The organism is Streptomyces sp. NPDC042364 (genome assembly GCF_056437585.1).
Genome location: NZ_JBWKAJ010000004.1, coordinates 413,403 through 429,103, shown reverse-complemented (window position 1 = coordinate 429,103; position 15,701 = coordinate 413,403). Strand labels below are relative to the sequence as shown.

The 15,701-nt window shown below is 73.5% G+C and carries 16 protein-coding genes and 1 pseudogene; 7 read left to right on the top strand and 10 right to left on the bottom strand.

Annotated elements, in window-relative coordinates; translation table 11 throughout:
* Positions 1–327 precede the first annotated feature (327 nt).
* From AC067N_RS11415 to AC067N_RS11400, 4 genes are all read left to right on the top strand, one after another.
* The gene (locus AC067N_RS11415; RefSeq protein ID WP_478678641.1) at positions 328–1,848 is read left to right on the top strand and encodes an ABC transporter substrate-binding protein; all 1,521 of its coding nucleotides are present in this window, start codon (positions 328–330) and stop codon (positions 1,846–1,848) included.
* 6 nt (positions 1,849–1,854) lie between these two features.
* The gene (locus tag AC067N_RS11410; RefSeq protein WP_478678640.1) at positions 1,855–3,612 is read left to right on the top strand and encodes an ABC transporter permease subunit; all 1,758 of its coding nucleotides are present in this window, start codon (positions 1,855–1,857) and stop codon (positions 3,610–3,612) included.
* Positions 3,613–3,893: 281 nt separating this feature from the next.
* A complete protein-coding gene (locus tag AC067N_RS11405; protein WP_478678639.1) occupies positions 3,894–4,838 on the top strand; it encodes an RNA polymerase sigma-70 factor in 945 nt (314 codons plus the stop codon).
* A gap of 180 nt (positions 4,839–5,018) precedes the next feature.
* Entirely contained in the window at positions 5,019–6,245 is a 1,227-nt protein-coding gene (locus AC067N_RS11400; protein ID WP_478678638.1) for an NAD(P)/FAD-dependent oxidoreductase, read from the top strand.
* Between the two features lie 79 nt (positions 6,246–6,324).
* On the opposite strand, the gene AC067N_RS11395 is transcribed toward AC067N_RS11400, so the two are convergent.
* From AC067N_RS11395 to AC067N_RS11370, 6 genes are all read right to left on the bottom strand, one after another.
* A complete protein-coding gene (locus AC067N_RS11395; protein ID WP_478678637.1) occupies positions 6,325–6,612 on the bottom strand; it encodes an SCO5918 family protein in 288 nt (95 codons plus the stop codon).
* 43 nt (positions 6,613–6,655) lie between these two features.
* Positions 6,656–8,317 (bottom strand): DEAD/DEAH box helicase, encoded by a 1,662-nt coding sequence (locus tag AC067N_RS11390; RefSeq protein WP_478678636.1) that lies wholly within the window; start codon positions 8,315–8,317, stop codon positions 6,656–6,658.
* 146 nt (positions 8,318–8,463) lie between these two features.
* Positions 8,464–8,667 carry a cold-shock protein gene (locus tag AC067N_RS11385; protein WP_007383480.1) on the bottom strand — a complete coding sequence of 68 codons (204 nt, stop codon included), beginning with the start codon at positions 8,665–8,667 and terminating at the stop codon, positions 8,464–8,466.
* A gap of 230 nt (positions 8,668–8,897) precedes the next feature.
* Entirely contained in the window at positions 8,898–9,236 is a 339-nt protein-coding gene (locus AC067N_RS11380) for a helix-turn-helix domain-containing protein (RefSeq protein WP_478678635.1), read from the bottom strand.
* 267 nt (positions 9,237–9,503) lie between these two features.
* Positions 9,504–9,827 carry a hypothetical protein gene (locus tag AC067N_RS11375; protein WP_478678634.1) on the bottom strand — a complete coding sequence of 108 codons (324 nt, stop codon included), beginning with the start codon at positions 9,825–9,827 and terminating at the stop codon, positions 9,504–9,506.
* A 239-nt stretch (positions 9,828–10,066) separates the two neighbouring features.
* Positions 10,067–10,750, bottom strand: a complete 684-nt coding sequence (locus AC067N_RS11370) for a DUF4232 domain-containing protein (protein ID WP_478678633.1) — start codon at positions 10,748–10,750, stop codon at positions 10,067–10,069.
* A 244-nt stretch (positions 10,751–10,994) separates the two neighbouring features.
* On the opposite strand from AC067N_RS11370, the gene AC067N_RS11365 reads away from it, so the two are divergent.
* From AC067N_RS11365 to AC067N_RS11355, 3 genes and pseudogenes are all read left to right on the top strand, one after another.
* Complete coding sequence (locus AC067N_RS11365) at positions 10,995–11,711, top strand: polysaccharide deacetylase family protein (RefSeq protein ID WP_478678632.1); 717 nt, start codon at positions 10,995–10,997, stop codon at positions 11,709–11,711.
* Between the two features lie 254 nt (positions 11,712–11,965).
* Positions 11,966–12,091: pseudogene (locus tag AC067N_RS11360) on the top strand (lytic polysaccharide monooxygenase); the annotation flags it as partial.
* A 619-nt stretch (positions 12,092–12,710) separates the two neighbouring features.
* A complete protein-coding gene (locus AC067N_RS11355) occupies positions 12,711–13,223 on the top strand; it encodes a MarR family winged helix-turn-helix transcriptional regulator (protein ID WP_478678631.1) in 513 nt (170 codons plus the stop codon).
* A 121-nt stretch (positions 13,224–13,344) separates the two neighbouring features.
* Here the strand turns inward: AC067N_RS11355 and AC067N_RS11350 are convergent, their stop codons facing one another.
* From AC067N_RS11350 to AC067N_RS11335, 4 genes are all read right to left on the bottom strand, one after another.
* Positions 13,345–13,788 (bottom strand): ATP-binding protein, encoded by a 444-nt coding sequence (locus tag AC067N_RS11350; RefSeq protein WP_478678720.1) that lies wholly within the window; start codon positions 13,786–13,788, stop codon positions 13,345–13,347.
* Positions 13,788–14,066, bottom strand: coding sequence for an STAS domain-containing protein (locus tag AC067N_RS11345; protein ID WP_478678630.1), 279 nt, complete (start codon positions 14,064–14,066; stop codon positions 13,788–13,790). The genes AC067N_RS11350 and AC067N_RS11345 overlap by 1 nt, the downstream gene beginning before the upstream one ends.
* Positions 14,067–14,113: 47 nt before the next feature.
* Positions 14,114–14,293 (bottom strand): hypothetical protein, encoded by a 180-nt coding sequence (locus tag AC067N_RS11340; protein ID WP_478678629.1) that lies wholly within the window; start codon positions 14,291–14,293, stop codon positions 14,114–14,116.
* Between the two features lie 183 nt (positions 14,294–14,476).
* A complete protein-coding gene (locus AC067N_RS11335) occupies positions 14,477–15,649 on the bottom strand; it encodes a PP2C family protein-serine/threonine phosphatase (protein WP_478678628.1) in 1,173 nt (390 codons plus the stop codon).
* Positions 15,650–15,701: the final 52 nt, after the last annotated feature.

Here is a 15,701-nt window from a genome sequence, read left to right as displayed (position 1 = left end):
CGGATCGGTCCGGGCCGGCGGCCGGAGGTCGGTGGTCACCTCCCGCAGGCGATGCCGCCGGAGGACGGGCGGTCCGTCGAGAAGAGGTCCCGCGAAGGGCACGGACGGTGTCCCCGGCCGTCCCTTGCCGTCCTTGGCCGTCCAAGGCCGTCCGCGGACCGTCGAACCCGGCCCGGCGGGCCGACACGGGCGGGAGAGTTCTCAATGGTTGAGGATTCACCCACCCGTTGGTGGTGCGGTAAGGCTTGCCTTATAAGCTGGCCCGGCCCCCGTCGCCGGCCCGGCGGGCGGGCGCGTGCCCCCACCCCTCGCACGACAGGACCGACCATGCGCACCACCTCCCGCGGCCTCATCGCGGCGCTCGCCCTCAGCCCCCTGCTGGCCGGCTGCTTCGCGTCGGGCGGCAGCGGCTCGGGGAACGAGGGGGCGGGGCCGGGAGGCCGGCTGCGGATCGCCCTCGCCGTGCCGCCGGTGCAGGCCCTGTCGCCGTACAGCAACGACGCCACCGTGCTGAGCAAGCTCTCCGTCGCCGAGGGCCTCACCGCACTCGACGAGGACGGCGCCGCAGCCCCCGCCCTCGCGAAGTCATGGACGCGGAAGAACGCCACGACCTGGACCTTCGAGCTGCGCGAGGCCACGTTCCAGGACGGCACCGAGGTCACCGCCGACGCGGTCGTGGGCGCCCTCGACCACGCGAACGAGGCGGAGACCAAGCCCCGCGTCCTCAGCGACGTCACGCTCACCGCGAAGGCCGACGACGCCGACACCGTCACCCTCACCACCAAGACCGCCGACCCGGTCCTCCCGCTGCGGCTCGCCAGTCCCGCCCTCGGCATCCTCTCCCCGAAGGCGTACGCGAAGGACGGCACCGTCAGCCCCGTCGGCACCGGCACCGGCCCGTTCGAGATCACCCGGCTCACCGGCAAGACCAGGGCCACCCTCGACCGCTACGACGGCTACTGGGGCGGCAAGGCCAAGGCGCCCGGCATCGACGTCACCTGGATAGCCGACGGCACCGCCCGCGCGAGCGCCCTGCGCGGCGGCGACGTCGACATCGCCGAGTGGATCCCCACCGCCCAGGCGAAGCTCCTGGACGAGAGCACCCGCCACGAGGTGCCGTCCGTGCGCACCGACAGCCTGGTCCTCAACACCGCGAGCGGCCTGCTCGCCGACGCCCCGCTGCGGGCCGCCGCCCGCGCGGCCGTGGACGGCGGCGTCCTCGTCGACTCCGTCTTCGGCGGCTACGCCGACAAGGCCGAGGGACTGTTCGGGCCCGCCGTCCCCTGGGCCGCCGGCGACCGTGTGGAGGTGACCGGCCGGGCGAAGGCCGCGACCGCCGCCCAGGTGAGGAAGGAGACGAAGGGCAGGACCCTGCGGCTGGCCGCCTACACCAACCGCACCGAACTGCCCGAGGCCGCGACCGTCCTCCAGCAGCAGCTGGAGAAGGCCGGGTTCACCGTGAAGCAGGACGTCCGCGAGTACACGCAGATGGAGGCCGACCTCCTCGCCGGCAGGTACGACGCGCTCGTCTTCTCCCGGGTCACCCTCCTCGACACCGGCGACGCGGTCGCCTACCTGGCGAGCGACTTCACCAGCGACGGCGTCTACAACATCGCCGGCCTGAAGGACCCGAAGGCCGACCGGGCCATCGAGGCGGCCGCCGAGGAGGGCGACACCGCCGAGCGGCACCAGAAGATCATGCGGGCCGAGGCGGAGATCCTGCGCACCGACGCCGTCGTCCCGCTGGTCCACGAGAAGGTCGTACAGGGCATCGCCGACGACGTGGAGGGCGTCCTCCTCGATCCCCGCGAGCGGTCCCTGGTCGACCTCGACACCCACCTCAAGTAGCCGCCGATGAGCGTCACCGAGGCCGGTGCCGGTGGCCGCCCGACCCGGTGGCGGGCGGGGGCCGGCCGGGTCGTCGCCGCCACCGCCCTGCTGACGGCCGTCGCCTTCCTGCCCTGGCTGTCCGGCACCGACCCGGCGCTGACCGTCCTGCGCGCCCGCTCCGCCGAACAGGACCCCACCCCGGCCCAGTTGGCCGCCGTACGCGAGCGACTCGGCCTCGACGAGGGGCCGTTCGTCCACCTCGGACGGTGGCTGGAGGGGCTGACGCGCGGCGACGCGGGCACCTCGTGGGTGTCGGGCGAACCCGTCCTGCCGCAGGTCACCACCGCCTTCGCGGTCTCCCTCACGCTGATGCTGGGCGCGCTGGCGGTCACCGTCGCGGTGGCCGCCCTGGTCAGCGCCCGCACCCTGTACCTCGGGTCACGGCAGCGGCTGCGGCAGGGCAGGCCGGGCACCGGGGCGGCCGTCCTCGCCGCGCTGCCCAAGTTCCTCCTCGCCTCCCTCCTCGCCACGGTCTGCGGGGTGTGGCTGGGCTGGTTCCCCTCACAGGGCTGGGCGGGCCCGTCGTCGATGGTGCTGCCCGCGCTCGCCCTCGGGGTGCCCTCCGGCGCGATGATCGGCGGGCTGCTCGACCAGTCGCTGCCCGCCGCGTTCCACGAGTCGTGGGCCCGCACCTGGCGCGCCTACGGCCTGCCGCCCGGCCGGATCGCCCGCACCGCGCTGCGCCGCGCGCTGTCCGGGGTGCTCCCGCAGCTCCTGCCCACCGTGGTCGCCCTGGTCGGCGGCGCGGTCGCGGTGGAGAAGATCTTCAACATCCCGGGTCTCGGCCGGCTCGCCCTGGAGGCCGCCATCGCCCAGGACCTGCCGCCGCTCCAGACGGCGACCCTGGCCCTGGTCCTGCTCGGCGTCTGCGCGGGCCTGCTGATCCAGGCGCTGCGCCGCGCCCTGCTCGGCCCCGCCCTGCGCGACGGCGCCCTGCCCGCCCTGCACCCGCCCGCGCTGCCGCGGCCCCGCTCCCTGCCCTGGATCACCGGCTTCTGCGTGCTCGCCCTGCTCACCCTGGTCGTGGCCGGTCTCCTGCGCGACCCGCTCCACGTGGACACCTCCGCCCGGCTCCTGCCCCCGTCCCCCGGCCACCCCCTGGGCACCGACCCGCTCGGCCGGGACCTGCTGGCCCGCCTCGGCCACGGCGCGCTGCGCACGGCCTCCGTAGCCCTCGCGGTCACCGCCGTCAGCGCCCTCCTCGGCCTCCTGATCGGCACGGCGAGTCAGGCGGGAGCGGGCCTCACCGAGGTGGTGTCGACCCTGCCTGCCGTCCTCGCGGGCCTCCTCACGACCGCGGTGACCGGCCCCTCCGTGTGGGGCGCCGCCTGCGCCGTGTGCCTCGTGGGCTGGACGCCCTACGCCGCCCAGACCTCCGCCCTCCTCGAACAGGAACGGGCCAGCGGCCACCTGCTCGCCTCCGTCTCCTTCGGCGCCGGGCCCGCCTACCTCCTGCGCCACCACCTGCTCCCCGCGGTCCTCCCCGCCCTGCTGCGCAACGCCCTCCTGCGGCTGCCGACCACGGTGCTGGTGCTGGCCTCCCTGGGCTTCCTCGGCCTCGGCGAACAGCCCCCCACCCCGGAATGGGGCCGTCTCCTCTCCGAGAACCAGCCCTACGCCGAACTGGCCCCCTGGACCGTCCTCGCCCCCGCCGCCGCCCTGGTCCTCTTCGCCGTCCTCACCGTCGCCGGCTCGACGACGGGTCCCCGCCGGTCCCGCTGACGGCGCGCGGCCCCGGCCGGCCCGCACCGGGCCCCCGCGGCGGCGCCGACTCGCATACGCGAGGGGCCGGCCGCTCACCGTCCGAACAGCATCTCCTCGGCCTCCTCGCCCACCGGCCTCGGCCCGGCGGCCCCGGCGGCGTCGGCAGGCGTCCAGCGGTGATCACTCATGGCCCCCACGCTCGGCCCTGACAGGGCGACCGGTCCATCGCCCTGCGCGAGCGAGCCGTGAGGAATCGGTCACGCGCAGGAGCGTCGGTCGCAACCCTTAGGATCCGGGACATGGCGTTGACGACGGACGACGTGGACCTGTTCGAGACGGCGAGGCCCCGTCTGGAGGCGATCGCCTACCGCCTCCTCGGCTCCGCGAGCGAGGCCGAGGACGCCGTGCAGGAGACCTTCCTGCGCTGGCAGGGGGCGGACATCGACAGGATCGAGGTGCCCGAGGCCTGGCTGACGAAGGTGCTCACCAACCTGTGCCTCAACCAGCTCACCTCGGCCCGTGTACGCCGTGAGACCTACGTGGGCCAGTGGCTGCCCGAGCCGCTGCTCACCGGGGACCCGATGCTCGGCCCCGCGGACACCGCCGAACAGCGTGAATCCGTCTCGTACGCGGTCCTCACCCTGCTGGAGCGCCTCACCCCCAACGAGCGGGCGGTGTACGTGCTGAAGGAGGCCTTCGACTACCCGCACCGGGAGATCGCCGAGATCCTCGACCTCACTGAGGCCGCCAGCCAGCAGATCTTCCACCGCGCCAAGAGGCACGTGGCGGCCGGCAAGGCGCGTACGGAGATCGACGAGGCGGCGGCCCGGCGGATCGTCGAGGAGTTCCTCGCGGCCGCCACCAGCGGGAAGACCGAGCCGCTGGTCAAGCTGCTCACCGCGGACGCCATCGCGGTCGGCGACGGCGGCGGCAAGGTCCCGGCCCGCGCCAAGGCGTTCGAGGGCGCCCTCGCGGTCGCGAAGTTCATGCGGGGCCTGTTCAAGCCGGCCCCGGTCAAGCGGGCCATGGTCGGCGGCTCGCCCGAGATCCACGTCACGACGGCCAACGGCGGCCCCGCGATCCTGGCGGTCGTCGACGGCCGGGTCGTCGGGGTCATCTGCCTGGAGATCGGCGCGGACGGCATCGTCGCGTTCCGCAGCCAGGTCAACCCCGACAAGCTGGAACGCGCGACCGAGGTGTGGGCGGCCACCGAGCACGGGGAACCCCTGTTCCACGCCTTCTGACAGGCACCCTCCGCGAGCCGTCCGGCCGCGTCCGACGGCGTTCGACGCACCAGGTCACCCCTCCCACAAGGGTGTGACCTGGTTCACATTCCATTCCTGTCAGGAAACCGCGGGCTGCCCGGTTCAAGGGGCGTGACCGAGCAAGGGCAAGCGTCGGACCCGCGCAGACAGGAGCAGAACATGCAGCACCGCATCATCGTCCTCGGAGCCGGCTACACCGGAGCCACCGCCGCCGGGCGCCTCGCCAGGCGACTGCACCGTGCCGACGTCGCCATCACCCTCGTCAACGCCGAGCCCGACTTCGTCGAACGCGTCCGCCTGCACCAGCTGGCGGCCGGCCAGGAGCTCAAGCCCCGGCCGTTCGCCGAGATGTTCGCCGGCACCGGCGTCGAGGTGAAGCTCGGGAAGGTCGCCGGTATCGACGCCGACCGCAGGACCGTCGCCGTGGTCGACGCGCACGGCGCCGGGGAGCAGCGACTGGAGTACGACACCCTCGTGTACGCCCTCGGCAGCGGCTGGGACCCGCAGGGCGTCCCCGGCACCGCCGAGCACGCCCACGAGATCTCCGGCCGCGCCGGAGCGCTCCGGCTGCGCGAGGGCCTGGCACGGCTGGACGCCGGCCGGCCCGTGGTCGTCGTCGGCGGCGGGCTGACCGGCCTGGAGGCGGCGACCGAGATCGCCGAGAGCCGCCCGGACCTGGACGTCGCCCTCGTGGCGCGCGGCGGCTTCGGCGACTGGCTCTCCGACAAGGGCCGGGGCCATCTGCGGAAGGTCTTCGACAAGCTCGGCATCACCGTGCACGAGCACGCCGTCGTCACCGCCGTCGAGGCCGACCGCGTCCTGACCGACGGCGCGCCGGTCCCGGCCGCGGTCACCGTGTGGGCCACCGGCTTCGCCGTCCACCCGATCGCGCAGGCCACCGCGCTGGAGGTGTCGGACACGGGTCGGATCGTGGTCGACCGGACCATGCGCTCGGTCTCGCACCCGGAGGTGTACGCCATCGGCGACGCGGCCCTGGTGACGGGCCCCGGCGACAAGCCGCTGCGGATGTCGTGCGCCACGGGCGTGCCCACCGCGTGGCAGGCCGCCGACGCCATCGCGGCCCGTCTGACCGGCGGCGAGCCCCCGAAGGTCCCGATCCGCTACTTCCAGCAGTGTGTGTCGCTCGGCCGCGGGGAGGGCCTGATCCAGTTCGTCACCGCGGACGACCGCGCCGTCCCCAAGGCCCTCACCGGCCGCCTCGCCGCCCTCTACAAGGAACTCATCTGCAAGGGCGCGGCCTGGGGTGTGGCCCACCCGACGGTGGGCATGCCGGTGCGCCGCCGCCGGATCACCCGGCTCCCGGACCGCCCGGCCCGGGAGGGCGCGGCGGGGCGGCCGGGCTCATCGGCGAAGGCCGCGGCCTGACCCCACGACGGAAGGGGCCCTCGAAGAGAGGGCCCCGTACCGCGGGTCGCGACGAGGCCGGCGTACCCCGCGGGGCGGGTCACCAGCTTGACGCGCTCTCGTCCGTGAGGGTGCTCCAGGCCGGAGCGACCGGAGCGGCGTCGTGGCAGTCGAAGCCGAGGCGGGTCAGTGCCCGGCGCATCTCACCGGTGGTGAAGTCGCGGCGGCTCTGCCGGGTGATCACTTCCCCGACCTGCATCACGGGGTAGACGCGGCGGTTGATGGTGACGGCCACACCGGCCGTCGGCTCGGGAGCGATGCCGCTCATCGAGTGCTCGACCTCGCTCTTGGTCAGGTCGAAGGGGAATCGGGCGATGACACAGCGCATGGATGCCTCCACTGGGGTAGGGGGTGCAACACCGGAGGGGCCGCTACGAGTTGTTCCCCGGCGCGGAGCGCCGGCCGCGAGCGGCCGCCCGCGCGCCTCCGCTCCGGCCGCTTCCTTCACGACCGCTCCCGCCCCGGCCGCTTCCTTCACGGCCGCCGCCCCCACGGCCGGTTCCGGTGCCCCCGCTGCCGCCGGGGCTGGTCGCCGTGCTTCCGCTCCTGCCGCGTCCGCCGCGCCGCCGCGTCCCGGAGCGGCCGGGCGTGCCCGTGCGCTTGGCCGGCTCGGCGGCCGGCGCCGTCACGGTGACGGTGACGGGGACGCCGGACGGGGTGCGCGCGCCGGTGATGCGGTGCAGTTCGGCCTCGCCGGGGCGGACCTGCGCGGAGCGCGGGGTGATGCCGGCGTCGGCCATCAGCCGGTCCATCTCGCGACGCTGGTGCGGCAGGACGAGTGTGACGACGGTGCCCGACTCGCCGGCGCGCGCGGTCCGGCCGCCGCGGTGCAGATAGTCCTTGTGGTCGCCGGGAGGGTCGACGTTCACGACGAGGTCGAGGTCGTCGACATGGATACCGCGGGCGGCGACGTTCGTGGCCACCAGCACCGTGACCTGCCCGTCCTTGAACCCCGCGAGTGTCCGGTTGCGCTGCGGCTGGGACTTGCCGCCGTGCAGCGCCGAGGCACGCACCCCGACGGAGAGCAGATGCGCGGCCAGCCGGTCGGCGGCGCGCTTGGTGTCCAGGAACATGATCACCCGCCCGTCGCGCGCGGCGATCTCGGTGGCGGTGGCGTGCTTGTCGGCGTCCTGCACATGGAGCAGGTGGTGCTCCATGGTGCTGACGGCGCCCGCGGACGGGTCGACCGAGTGGACCACCGGGTCGTGCAGGTAGCGGCGTACCAGGAGGTCGATGTTGCGGTCCAGGGTGGCCGAGAACAGCAGCCGCTGGCCGCCGGGGCCGACCTGGTCGAGCAGCGCGGTGACCTGCGGCATGAAGCCCATGTCGGCCATCTGGTCGGCCTCGTCCAGGACGGTGACCGTGACCTGGTCCAGCCGGCAGTCGTCGCGCTCTATGAGGTCCTTGAGACGGCCGGGCGTGGCGATGACGACCTCGGCTCCGCCCCGCAGCGCGCTCGCCTGGCGCCCGATGGACATGCCGCCCACCACGGTGGCGAGGCGCAGCCGCAGCGCACGGGCGTAGGGGGTGAGCGCGTCGGTGACCTGCTGGGCCAGTTCCCGGGTGGGGACGAGGACGAGGGCGAGCGGTTGCCGGGGCTGGGCCCGCTGTCCGTTCAGCCGGGCCAGTACGGCCAGACCGAAGGCGAGCGTCTTGCCCGAGCCCGTACGGCCCCGGCCGAGCACGTCCCGGCCGGCCAGCGCGTTCGGGAGGGTGGCCGCCTGGATCGGGAAGGGCACGGTGACGCCTTCGGCGCCGAGCGCGGCCAGGAGGCGTGCCGGCAGGTCGAGTTCCGCGAAGGCGGCGACCGCCGGCAGCGGCTCGGTGAGGGTGACGGGAAGGGCGAACTCCTGCGGGCGTGCGCCGGAGTGCGCTGCCGCGCCGCCCCTGCGCGTGCCGGTGGGGCGGGACTGCTTCCGGCCCGTCTCCTGCGCGCGGAAGCGGCCGCCGCGGGCGCCGTCGGCCGACCGGGTGGGATTGCTCTCCGTCCGGGAGCGGCCGGAGCCGCCCCGACCACGACGGGCGCGGTTCATGAAGGAACCTTTCCTCGATGCGGCGTATCGAGGAATGCCGTCCGGCGGCAGGGGCCGCGTGGGGCTTCGCAAGAATCAGCCGAAGAAAATGCGAAAAGGCCCGCACCCCAAGAGTGCGGGCCTCAGTCGATCAGTTCGCGTCAGCGTCAGGCGGGAACGATGTTCTCGGCCTGGGGGCCCTTCTGGCCCTGCGTGACGTCGAAGGTAACCTTCTGGCCTTCCTGAAGCTCGCGGAAGCCGCTGGTGGCGATGTTCGAGTAGTGGGCGAACACGTCAGCGCCGCCGCCGTCCTGCTCGATGAAGCCGAAGCCCTTTTCCGCGTTGAACCACTTCACGGTGCCAGATGCCATATTGAATCTCCCTTGGGGGGCAGTGCCGAATCCGCACTTTACGGATCCGAGTCGCCGCGATGATCACCCCTCCGGAAAGATCCGGAAAGCTCTGCAAAGAAACGAATCTCTGGCAACCAAAACTGCAACTGCTATCACGCTAACACAGGCCGGCCGGAAGCCCCCGTCTGTTTTCGGGACTGCCTGGCAATTCTCGCCCCGCCGGGTCCCCTAATTCTGTAACGGCGGGACTAGCTATCCGCGTCGAGCTCGTCCAGCCTCCGGCGCATCTCCCGGTTGAGCCGGAGGGCGGTGTCGAGCTGGTCCTCCAGGGAGATGATGCGGCACGCCGCCTCGATGGGCGTGCCCTGGTCGACGAGCTCGCGGGCGCGGGCGGCGACGCGCAACTGGCGGCGGGAGTAACGGCGGTGGCCGCCTTCCGAACGCAGTGGAGTGATCAGTTCGGCCTCGCCGATGGCCCGCAGGAAGGCGGGGGTGATGCCGAGTACGTCGGCGGCCCGCCCCATGGTGTAGGCGGGGTAGTCGTCGTCGTCGAGATTCCCGGCGGCACGGGCGTTCTCAGCGGGCATGGCACCTTCGTTTCGGGACGCGGCGAGGGGTCCGGGCGGGCGCGGCACCGTGCTCCGCGCGCGATCGGGCACCGGGAGCCGGCACCGGCTGCCTCGTGCGACAACCCTAGCTCCGGCGGCCGCTGAGATGTGTGCTCGCCGTGACAGACTTTCGCCGCGCTCCTCGACGGCACCCCGGCGTCGGCCGAGACGTACGACACCCCCCGGACGCAGCAGTGCCCACCCGGCGGACACGGGCGGCTCGTGCCCCGGGCGGGCGAAGGTACGTCAGCAGGGCTCGTCGGTGTGGGCGCGCTCGCCCTGGGAGCGGCTGCTGTACAGCCATGGCGCCGCCTCGTGCGGGGCGCCGGTCACGGCGAGGCGGGTGTCGACCGTCAGATGGAGCAGTGTGCCGCGGCCGTCGTGGCCCGCGGGGTAGCTGCGGGGTTCGTCGCAGGGGAACACCTGGCGCAGGACACGCGCGACGCGCTGGGCCGTGGCGGGGTCCGCCGCGATGACACGCACCTCGGCGAGCCCGTCGTCGACGGGCGGGGCCCACCGGACCTCGGGGGTGCCGTGGACGTCATCGGGGCGGCCGGGCCTCGTTCGCATGGACGCCACCGCCCTCCGCTGCCGCAGGCCTCTGGTACGTCCACGGTACTCCCGGGCCCACCGGCGGGGCCGACGGTCGGGGGCCCGGTCCGCCCGTCCGCCCCGGCTCCGCCGGGCGGTGTGCGCGGCGGGGGCCGCGCGGCCCTCGCCGCGCATCCCCGGCTCGGAGGTGTCCGGGTGTCGCCGGGACGCGCCCCGGAGCCACCGCCGGGTGACACGCCCCGGACGGCCGGGGGTGATCAGTAGGTGAGCGCGTCCTCGGCCGTGCCGAAGAAGCTGGTGACCTGGCCGTCGTTGACGGTGACGGGACCGTCGTTGATCGGCACGGTGGCCGGGCTCTCGGCGGCGGTGAGCGCGACCTCCACCTTGTCGGCGCTCTTGCCGCCCGGCGTGTCGGCGCGCGAGAACAGGATCCCGGCGTAGGCCTTCTCACCGGCGTCGAGGATCCAGTCCTCGCCCGCGGGGCCCATGTGCTCGGCGGCGCCGTCGAGCCCCGGGATCGTGACGACCAGTTCGTCGGCCGGCAGCAGACAGGGGTCGCCGCTGTTGTTGGTGGCGGTCAGCAGCGCGTGGTTGACGGGCTTGGAGGCGACGGTGACGTTGTAGCTCAGGTCGGTCGTCTCGCACATGCCCACACCGCCGTCCTGGTCGTCGTCCGCGGCGGGCTCCGACGCCGCCGGGGTGCCGTCGCCGCCTGAGGAGCCCCCGCTGCCACCGCCGCCGGGGGCGTCCGTGGCGGGCTTGTCGGTGTCCTTGTCCTTGCCGGTGTCCTTGCCCTTGTCCTTGGCCGGGGCGGACGGGCTCGCCGTCGTGCTCGGGGCGCCCTGCTCGGCGTCCCCCTTGCACGCGGTCAGCGCCAGGACGCCGAGCGAGAGAGCGGCGAGTACGGCGGTCGTACGGCGTGCGCGAACTGCGTGAACCATCGGAAGCCCCCCGAGAGTCGGAACGTTCCGGTGATGGTGCCCCATGGCGGACATGTTTCCGCCCCCGCGTACCGAGAGGAAGCCGTCCTCGAACAGGTTTGTGACAGTGCAACAGCGCCAATGGCCGGAAATCGCGCCCTTTTTGGTCCGGCGCACACCATATTCAGCCGAAATCGCACACGCGTGCATCCAGGCCCCGGGCGGGCTGGTCGTACAGGGCAGCCCACCGCCCTTGGAGGACCCGATGCACCGACGCCTCGTCACCTCGGCCGTCACCGCCGCCCTGTGCGGCACCACGCTGGCCGGCACCGCCACGACCGCCTCCGCCGCACCCCTGGACGTCGACTGCCGCAAGGTGAAGTGCGTCGCGCTCACCTTCGACGACGGCCCCGTGACCGACACCAGGCGCCTGTTGAACATACTGAAGGAACGGGACGTCAGAGCCACGTTCTACGTCGTCGGCAAGAACGCCCAGGCGCACCCGTCGACGCTGCGCACCGCGTCGCTCGCCGGCCATCAGATAGGCAACCACAGCTGGGACCACGCCAATCTGACCAAGCTGAGCGCCGCGAAGGTCAGGTCGCAGTTCTCCCGCACCGACGCGGCGATCAAGGCGGCCACCGGAAAGAAGCCCACCACCGTCCGCCCGCCCTACGGCGCCCACAACGCGACCGTCCGCGGCGCCGCCGGCCGGCCGCTGGTGAACTGGAGTGTCGACACCCTCGACTGGAAGTACCGGGACAGCGCCCGTCTGGTGAAGACCGTCAACGCGGAGACCAGGCCCGGCGACATCGTCCTCATGCACGACATCCACAGGACGACGGTCGACGCCGTCCCGGGCATCATCAAGGCCCTCAAGGCGCGCGGCTTCCACTTCGTCACCGTCGACCAGCTCTTCGCCCCGGCCAAGCCGGCCGCCGGCAAGGTCACCTACCACAACCGCGCCGCCTACCGCCCGTGACCTGAAGTCCCCGCCACGGCCGCCCCCGGGCAGCGGGCCTCCCCGGGGCGACCGGTGCGGGTGCCCCCGCGGGCCGGTCGGGCGGGGGCCGGAGGTTCGCGGAGTGCGGGGCCGACCGGAGCGGCCGGCGGTAGCCTGCGTCACCGCCCCCGGCCGCCGGCAGCGCGACCCAGGGGGCGTGACGCAGGTCACGGGAAGTCGATCTGAGGTGCGCCGACACCTTCGTCAAGACCGTCGACGGCAGGAGCAGCCTGGCCAGCGACTATTCGATCCCGGTCAGCACGTCTGGTTACACGGCCCGCCACGTCGTCCACCCGATCTGGCAGGCCTCGCACCTGGACCAGACGTACTTCCTGTGCAGCGACGTGAACTTCCGCTGACCTCCGGGACCGGACGCCCTCCGGCCCCACCGCGCCACCGGGGTTCTGTACGGTGAGCGGTCGTGGAACCAGCGCGCACGGACCGTGGAGTTGATCGAGGGCCTGCTGCGGAGGGGCGGCAGGACCACACCGCTGACCGGGCCGAACCTCGGTGCCATGGCGCAGGCGTACCAGCGGGGGTACCGGCTCGGGGGCGGCGGTACGGAGCACCCGCTGTCACGGCTGGTCGGAGGGACCCGGGCTCGTCCCGGTGACCCGCGTCACCGGCACCGCCTCACCGGTTCGCGTACTGAGGGCCGGAGAGTTCGCCCGCCAGCCGGGCGGGCCGTCGGTGCGTCGGTGCGGTGGACCCGGCCAGGTGGCCGCCCGAGTCCGGCGGCGGTGACGGCTGGGGCTCGAACGCCGGCGACGGCCGTGACCGAGGCGGCATCGCGGAGGCCGGGCGCGACGGGCCGGCCTCCTGCGCCGAGCGGCCGAGCCGGTGCGCGCCTCCTGCCCGGCCCCGCGCTCCTGCCGCGCCGCCTCGGGTCCGCCGTGCTTGCCCGGCGGCTGTTCGGGTACCGCCTTTCCATGAGGGTGGTATCCGTATGGTCAGGCGATTGCTGAAAGCGATGGGTTCGTGACTCGTCTCGGCGGCTTCGGGGACGACGGGGTGAGCGGGGCGGGCGATGCTCTGTCCCTCGCCCTGCGGATCGCCGATGCCGTGGACAGCCTCGCGCATCTGTGGGCGACGGCAGGTCAGGGGGCGAGTCTGCGTCTGTCGCCGCATCAACTGCGGGCTCTGCGCATCCTGGAGACCGGACCGGGGCTCAATCTCACCGCTCTGGCGGAGGGGATGGAGATCGGGCTGCCGACCGCCAGCCGTCTCTGCGACCGGCTGGAGGCGGCGGGGCTGGTGGAGCGTGGGCTGCATCCGCACAGGCGGCGTGAGGTGCAGCTGAACCTCACGGGGCACGGGCGGCAGGTCCTGGAGGAGGTGGCATCGAACCGGTCCCACGCGCTCGCCGCGGTCCTCGCGGCGATGCGGCCCGCCGACAGGGAGGCGCTGAGCAGGGGGATGCGCGCGTTTCTCGCCGCTCAGGACGGCACCCCGTACGGCCTCGGCCCGGACCCCGGCGGCCCCCGGAGCTGACCGCCCTGCACCGGACGATCCGGCTCATCCGGCAGATTCGGCTCATCCGGCAGATTCGGCTCAACCGGCCGGGCCGGCAGGGATGAGCCGTGTGAGCCGGGCCCCGGGGCAGCGGGGGTGCTCAGGGTGTGCCCGATCGGGGCGAGGGCAGGCCGGAGACCCACTCGGTCACCGTGACGGTGGTGCCCACGCCGGGCCGGCTGTCCAGTGCGAAGTCCTGGACGAGGCGTCTGGCACCGCCGAGCCCCATGCCCAGCCCGCCGCCGGTGGTGTACCCGTCGGCCATGGCGAGTTCGGTGTCGCGGATGCCCCGGCCCGAGTCGACGAAGGAGAGCCGCAGCCCGCGCCTGCCGGCGTCGTCCAGCGCCGTGATCTCCGCATGCCCGCCGCCTCCGTGGACGAGCGTGTTCCTGGCGAGTTCGCTGGCCGCCGTCACCAGCTTCGTCTGCTGGACCAGGCCGAACCCGGCATCGGCGGCGCAGCGGCGCACCTGCCGGCGCACCCAGGCCAGGTCGGCGTCCGAAGCGATGGGAAGACGCATGGTCGGGGCGAGCGGGCCATGCATCACGCACCCCCTTCCGGGTGGGCGGGCGGGATCCCAGGCGGCGCTGCGCGCACCGGGGACATGGCCCTGTCGGCATCCGGGGCCGTGACCGGAACGGGTGGCGTCAGACCCGACTCCACCAGCGTGGTCGCCACGGCCGGGCGTATCCCGGCCGGCCCGGTGCGGGTGGCCGGGAGGCGTGCGCCGTGGGCGATCTCGGCGAGGACACGGCCGAGGAAGGAGCCGACGACCTCCCCGCCGGAGATGGTGAGCGGCAGGAGATCGCCCTGTGCCGTCATCGGCGGGGGGTCCGGACGCGGGGCGGTGGAGCCGGCGGGGGAGCCGGTCACCGCGGGCTCGCTCCGGCGACGGCACGAGGGGCCTTTGCCCAGCGCTGGGCGATCTGCTCGCGGCGCCGTGCCAGGAACCCGCTCAGGTCCCGCGTCACGGCGGGGGTCGTCTCGCTCTGCGTCACGTGCGTCTTCTCCCTGCCGCGAGCACCCACGGCCGACCGGAGGGCGGCCATCAGGCAATCATTGCCGCATGACAACAGTAGCGCGGGGGTTCGGAACGGACAACGAGCGTTCGCCACAAGGAGGTTGTTCCGCCTGTCCGTGGTCCGGCCTGTCCGTGGTCCGGCCTGTCCGTGGTCCGGCCTGTCCGTGGTCCGGCCTGTCCGTGGTCCGGCCTGTCCACGGCCCGGTTCGGCCTATCTCTGGGTCGCCTGTCTCCCGCGCCAGTCCAGGCAGACGACGAGGGCGTCGTCGTCCGGCAGGGCTTCGCCGCGGTGGCCGGTCAACTCCCGCAGGATGGCGCGGGGTACTTCGGCCGCGGGCAGCAGCCGGGTGGAGTGGATGGCCCGTGCGAGGGCCGCGTCCCCGTAGGCCTCCCCCTTCGGCGAGGCCACCCCGTGGACGCCGTCACTGACGAAGACGAGCCGGTCACCGGGTTCGACATGGAAGTCCTGGGCCACGTAGTCGGTCTCCTCGAACATGCCCAGGGGGAGCTGGGCGTCGAACGTGACGCGCTCCACCGTGCCCGAGCGCAGCCGCAGCAACTGGGGGGAGCCCGCGTCCACGACGCTCGCGTGTCCCGTCACCAGGTCGAAGTCGAACATCAGGACGGAGAGGTAGCAGCGTCCTCGGTAGTGGGCGTAGACGGCCTGGTCGGCCAGGGCGGCCTGGTCGGCGATGGAGATGCCGGCCCGCCGGGCGTTGCGCAGGGCGTTGATGGCCAGGTTCGTCAGCAGCGACGCCTCTATGCCCTCGCCCATGCCGTTCGTGACGTACAGCGTCAGACGGTCGGCGGTGGCGGACCAGTCGAAGTTGTCGCCGAAGATGGCGTAGGCGGGCTCCAGCTGGGCGCCCAGGTCGTACTCGGGGCGGGAGCAGGAGCGGCCGGGCAGCAGCTGCCACTGCATCTCGGCGGCGAGGGTGAGCCGGTCCTTGCGGCGCGTCTGCAGATAGAGGTCGGTGTCCCGTTCGGCGACGAGCACCTCGTGTCCGAGGACGTTGGCGAAGTCGGCGAGCTCGGTCTCCCATTCCCGCGCGGCGGCGTCGGGCAGGGTGACGGACAGCACGCCGAGCCGGTCGCCGCGCACGCTGACCGGCAGATGGAGCCGCGTGCGCCCGTCGGGCCGCTCCTCGCGGTACGGCTTCTGCGAACCGAAGGCCCGGCCGACCGTGGCGTTGTGCACCGGCACCGGCTCCAGGGTGTGCGGCAGGACCGACACGGGCTGCAGCACGGTCAGGCTGTAGTCGGCCAGGAACAGCTCGGTCTCCTCCGCCCCGTACTGCTCGACCAGTACGGAACGCGTGGCGTCGAGCAACGCGTGGGGGGCCGCGGTGCGCAGAGCGCGCTCGGCGGCCAGGAATCTCTTCATGACGGGCGAAACACCAATCTTTCTCCGCGGGGTACGTGCCTCCGCTGCGAGG